Genomic DNA, 5037 nt, shown 5'->3' with positions numbered 1-5037 from the left:
CAGCCACCAGCTACTACTTCTTCATTGGCAAGGCCTACTTTACAAGATGGACACCAGTTTATAGGCATCTCATGTTTATAAGCCAATCCCTTTTCAAACATCTTTATAAATATCCATTGGGTCCATTTATAATAGTTTGGATCAGTAGTATTAACTTCTTTAGACCAATCAAATGAAAATCCTATAGATTTTAATTGTCTTTTAAACATGGCTACATTTTTTTGAGTAACTTCTTTAGGATGAATTTTATGTTGAATTGCAAAGTTTTCTGTAGGTAAACCAAAAGCATCCCATCCCATAGGAAACAATACATTATATCCCTCAAACCTTCTTTTTCTTGAAACTATATCTAGTGCAGTATAGGGTCTTGGATGGCCTACATGAAGTCCTTGTCCAGAAGGATAAGGAAATTCAATTAAAGCATAAAACTTAGGTTTCCTTTTATCATCACTGGTTTCATAAACCTTTTTTTCATCCCAAATATCTTGCCATTTCTTTTCAATAACATTTGGATTGTATTCTCTCATGATCTTACCTCCTTATATTAATAACAAAAACCTTTCGTCAAAAATAGAGACGAAAGGTTTTTTTCCGTGGTACCACCCTAATTGATAGTAATATTACTATCCTCTTAAAACAATAACGGTTTTCCCGGTTAAGATTACTATATTTCACCTTAACAACTCTAGGACGAGTTCAGTCAAAATTGATACTGTTTTACACCAACCAACAGCTCTCTAAAATCAATTAATATGCTTACTACTTCCTATCATGGTTTGTATTTGATTTTATCAAGTATTATAGCAGATATATTATTTAAAATCAAGGAGTTAATTTTAAAATTCTGCAGATTTAACTGTTCTTGGGAAAGGAATAACGTCTCTAATATTAGTCATTCCAGTCATATACATTATAGCCCTTTCAAATCCTAATCCATATCCGGCATGTTTAGTGCCTCCGTATTTCCTCAGTTCCAAATACCACCAATAATCTTCTTTATCCATACCCATTTCTTCTATTCTTCTTTCCAATATATCCAGTCTTTCCTCCCTTTGACTACCACCAATTATTTCTCCCACTCCTGGGACTAATAAATCCATAGCAGCTACAGTTTTACCATCATCATTTAATCTCATATAGAACGCCTTTATTTCCTTTGGATAGTCTATAACAAATACAGGTCCTTTAAATACTTTTTCAGAAATATATCTTTCATGTTCTGTTTGTAGATCAATACCCCATTCTACTGGATATTGAAACTGTTCTCCTGATTTCTTAAGTATATCTATGGCTTCAGTATAGGTGATACAATCGAAGTCGGAATTAACTATGTTTTCAAGTCTCTTAATTAATCCTTTATCTATAAAAGAATTAAAAAACTCCATTTCTTCTTTAGCATTCTCCATTACATAGTTTATAATATATTTCATCATATCTTCTGCTAATTCTCTATTATCCTTTAAATCAGCAAAAGCAATTTCTGGTTCAATCATCCAAAATTCAGCTGCATGGCGTGCAGTATTGGAATTTTCTGCTCTAAAAGTTGGACCAAAAGTATAAACATTTTTAAAAGCCAATGCATAAGCTTCTGCTTCTAATTGACCACTTACAGTTAAATTAGTTTCTTTCCCAAAGAAATCTTCAGTATAATCCACTTTTTTATTTTCATCTAAAGGTACATTGGTTAAGTCCAGATTAGTAACTTTAAACATTTCTCCAGCACCTTCAGCATCACTACCTGTAATAACTGGTGTATGAACATATACAAAATCTCTTTCTCTAAAAAATTTATGAACTGCATATGCAGCTAATGACCTTACTCTAAATACAGCATTGAAAGTATTACTTCTCGGCCTTAAATGAGCAATAGTTCTTAAATACTCAAAAGAATGTCTTTTTTTCTGTAAAGGATAATCTCTATCTGAAGAAGCTACCAAATTTATCTCCTTAGCTTGAATTTCAAAGGGCTGTTTTGCACCAGGCGTTTCTACTAATATCCCTTTTACCGAAATAGCAGTGCTAATAGAATATTTTTCTACTTCCTTAAAATTTTCCAACTCCTCATCGAATACTATCTGTAAGTTACTGAAAAAAGTTCCATCGTTTATTTCAATAAAACCAAATTTTTTCGAAGATCTTAATGTCCTAATCCATCCTACAATCTCTATTTCTTGATTTAAATATTTATCCGTTTCATCATATATTCTTTTAATATTTATTTTCATATGCAATACTCCTTCCTAATTATTCTTTATTTACAAATAAAAAAATCCTTCCATCCTGAAAGGGACGAAAGGTTCGCGGTACCACCCTAGTTGCTAAAAATAGCCACTTTATAATACAATCGATGTATATCATATATAACGGCATGTTGCCGTCTAAGCCTACTCTCCATAGATTTCGGTTAGAAACTCAAGGATGTTCTTCAATATAAGTTTCGTATTGGGTTTCCACTTAACCCCAACTCCCTAGAACTACCTCTTATATCTACTCTTCCTATCACTGTTTTTATGGACTTTATAACATTATAATTAGATTATTTCTGTTTGTCAAATAATTTTGATAAATATTCTTTTATTTTTCTCTCATATCCCTGATCAGTAGGTTCATAATATTTACTTTCTATAAATTTATCAGGTAAGTACTGCTGTTTTATATATGCATTTTTGTAATTATGGGGGTATAAATAGCCTTTCCCATGTTGTAAATTAGAAGCCCCTTTATAGGATGCATCTTTTAAATGACCAGGTACTTTCCCAATAGGTTTGTTTTTAATATCCTCTAATGCTTTATTTATGCCTAAATAAGAGGCATTGCTCTTTGGTGCACAGGCTACATAAACTGCTGCTTGAGCCAATATTATTCTGCCTTCTGGCATACCAATAACATTCACAGCATTAAAAGCTGATACTGCTACAGTAAGAGCTTGGGGGTCAGCATTTCCTACATCTTCAGAGGCACATATGATTATCCTCCTTGCTATAAACTTAGGGTCTTCTCCCGCATTTATCATCTTTGCTAACCAATACAGTGTGGCATCAGGATCTGAACCTCTCATACTTTTTATAAAGGCAGAAATAGTGTCGTAATGTTCATCTCCACCTTTATCATATTTAGCTGATTTAACTAATATACATTCTTTTATGGTATCCAAATCAATATTAATTATACCGTTATCGTCCTTTGGGGTAGAAAGTACACCTATCTCTAATGAATTTAATGCGAGCCTACCATCCCCATCGGATATTGTTATCAAGTATTCTACAGCTTCTTTTTCAATATTAACCTTGTGGTTTCCTAATCCCTTTTCCTTATTAGTCAATCCATTTTTTATTAATTTATAAAGCTCTTCCCTTTTCAAAGATCTTAGTGGGATAACCATCATTCTGGATAAAAGTGCTTTATTTACTTCAAAATATGGATTTTCAGTAGTTGCACCAATTAGGATAATTATCCCTCTTTCCACAAAAGGGAGTAGTGCATCTTGTTGAGCTTTATTAAATCTGTGGATTTCATCTATAAATAAAATAGTCCTTTTGTTATAAAGTTTTAGTCCTTCTTCAGCTTTATGGATTACTTCCCTTATATTCTTTACTCCTGAAGTAACTGCAGACAATTTTTCAAAACTCATATTAGTGGAATTTGCAATTATCATAGCTAAAGTAGTCTTCCCTGTACCTGGAGGACCATAAAATATCATAGAGTATATTCTATCCGCTTTTATAGCTCTATTTAAAAACTTTCCCTGACCTAATATATGGTTCTGACCTACAAATTCCTCTATGGTAGTTGGCCTCATTCTATCTGCTAAGGGAGCATTCTTTTTTAGCTGATTTTCCATATTCAAAGTAAATAAATCCATTAAAATCACCTGTTCATTAATTTATTGTTATATTTTATATTATAATTTATGATATATTAGATTAAGATTTTAGTCAATTGTTCAAATACTTATTGAAGCTAGTTTCTTTATTTCAGCAATAAATTCATCACTTAAAGACATTCCCACTAAGATTTCTCATCCCCTTATTATCAACTTTATTATACCATATCTACAATTCTATCTAATAGTATCTTAAAATCTACTTTGCCACATATATTTAATTCTTCATTCATATCTAAAGTACTGATCTTTAGTTTGATAATATCATCATCCTTTGTAACTTCAATTGTCATTGAATCCTCTATTTCTTTAAATGATTCATCTTTAGAATATACTAGTTCCACATCTGGCTCTAAGACATATTCTAATTGTTTTCTTCTGTAGGATTTGGCTATATCTTTGAAATAATATATATAATATAAAGTAGAATCTATGTAATTTGAAATAGAAAAACAATTATAGTCATCCTTAAGAAAGGCATCTCTTAGTCCTGTCATTATGTAATAAACAACTTCTTTATTGCCTTGAAAGTATATAGTCGCAAAATCATTTAAAACTGTATTCGGTACATCTATTGGATAAATTTCATCATTTGGTATAAACCAAAAATCAAATTTATAAGATGTAATTATCTCCTTAATTTCCTTATCTATGGTTCCCAAATAAAGTATACGAATTCTATCTTCTTTTTTAGGCAGTAGTTCTAAAAAACTACTAAGTTTCTTAATAGTATATTCTTTATTTTTGTTAGGAATAAAAACATAATCCGTCTTATCAGCTTTAAATCTTATATCACTATATATTTTTCTGACCTTAAATGGCAGTATTTCCTCAACGATAATCTCATTATCAATATTAATTATAGTAACATCTTCTAAAAAAATAGGATGTTCACATAAAAATATTTTGTCAGATATCCCTAATTTTTCTAATATGTAACTATTGTCATTCTTAAATTTAAGTAGATTATATATTTTAGCAGTTAATACTGGTGCTGCGTAACTATTAGCACTTTGAGTAATATAATTTATATCTTCATTTATATTTATCCTATGATTGGAGGGCATAACAAAATTATACCCCCAGCATAAATTATCTTCATACTCATTAAATAACTCACTGGCCCTAACAGAAAAAACATATGGATAAGCAGC

General features: G+C 30.8%; 4 protein-coding genes and 2 other annotated features. All 4 genes read right to left on the bottom strand.

Annotated features, from left to right (window positions below; genetic code table 11):
- The coding region (locus VK998_RS03015) for a class I tRNA ligase family protein (protein ID WP_325225330.1) at positions 1-527 on the bottom strand (527 nt) is incomplete at its 3' end.
- Positions 528-569: 42 nt separating this feature from the next.
- Positions 570-782, bottom strand: a binding site (T-box leader).
- Between the two features lie 54 nt (positions 783-836).
- Positions 837-2225, bottom strand: coding sequence for an asparagine--tRNA ligase (asnS, locus tag VK998_RS03010; protein ID WP_325225328.1), 1389 nt, complete (start codon positions 2223-2225; stop codon positions 837-839).
- Between the two features lie 57 nt (positions 2226-2282).
- Positions 2283-2512 (bottom strand) — a binding site (T-box leader).
- Positions 2513-2536: 24 nt separating this feature from the next.
- Positions 2537-3862 (bottom strand): replication-associated recombination protein A, encoded by a 1326-nt coding sequence (locus tag VK998_RS03005; protein ID WP_325225326.1) that lies wholly within the window; start codon positions 3860-3862, stop codon positions 2537-2539.
- Between the two features lie 179 nt (positions 3863-4041).
- Positions 4042-5037: hypothetical protein (locus VK998_RS03000; protein ID WP_325225323.1), on the bottom strand; the 996-nt coding region annotated here is incomplete at its 5' end.

It is taken from the genome of Schnuerera sp. (genome assembly GCF_035459645.1).
Taxonomy (GTDB): domain Bacteria; phylum Bacillota; class Clostridia; order Tissierellales; family Tepidimicrobiaceae; genus Schnuerera.
Note: the sequence above shows the minus strand (reverse complement) of the source record. Positions and strands in the feature narration are given on the sequence as shown.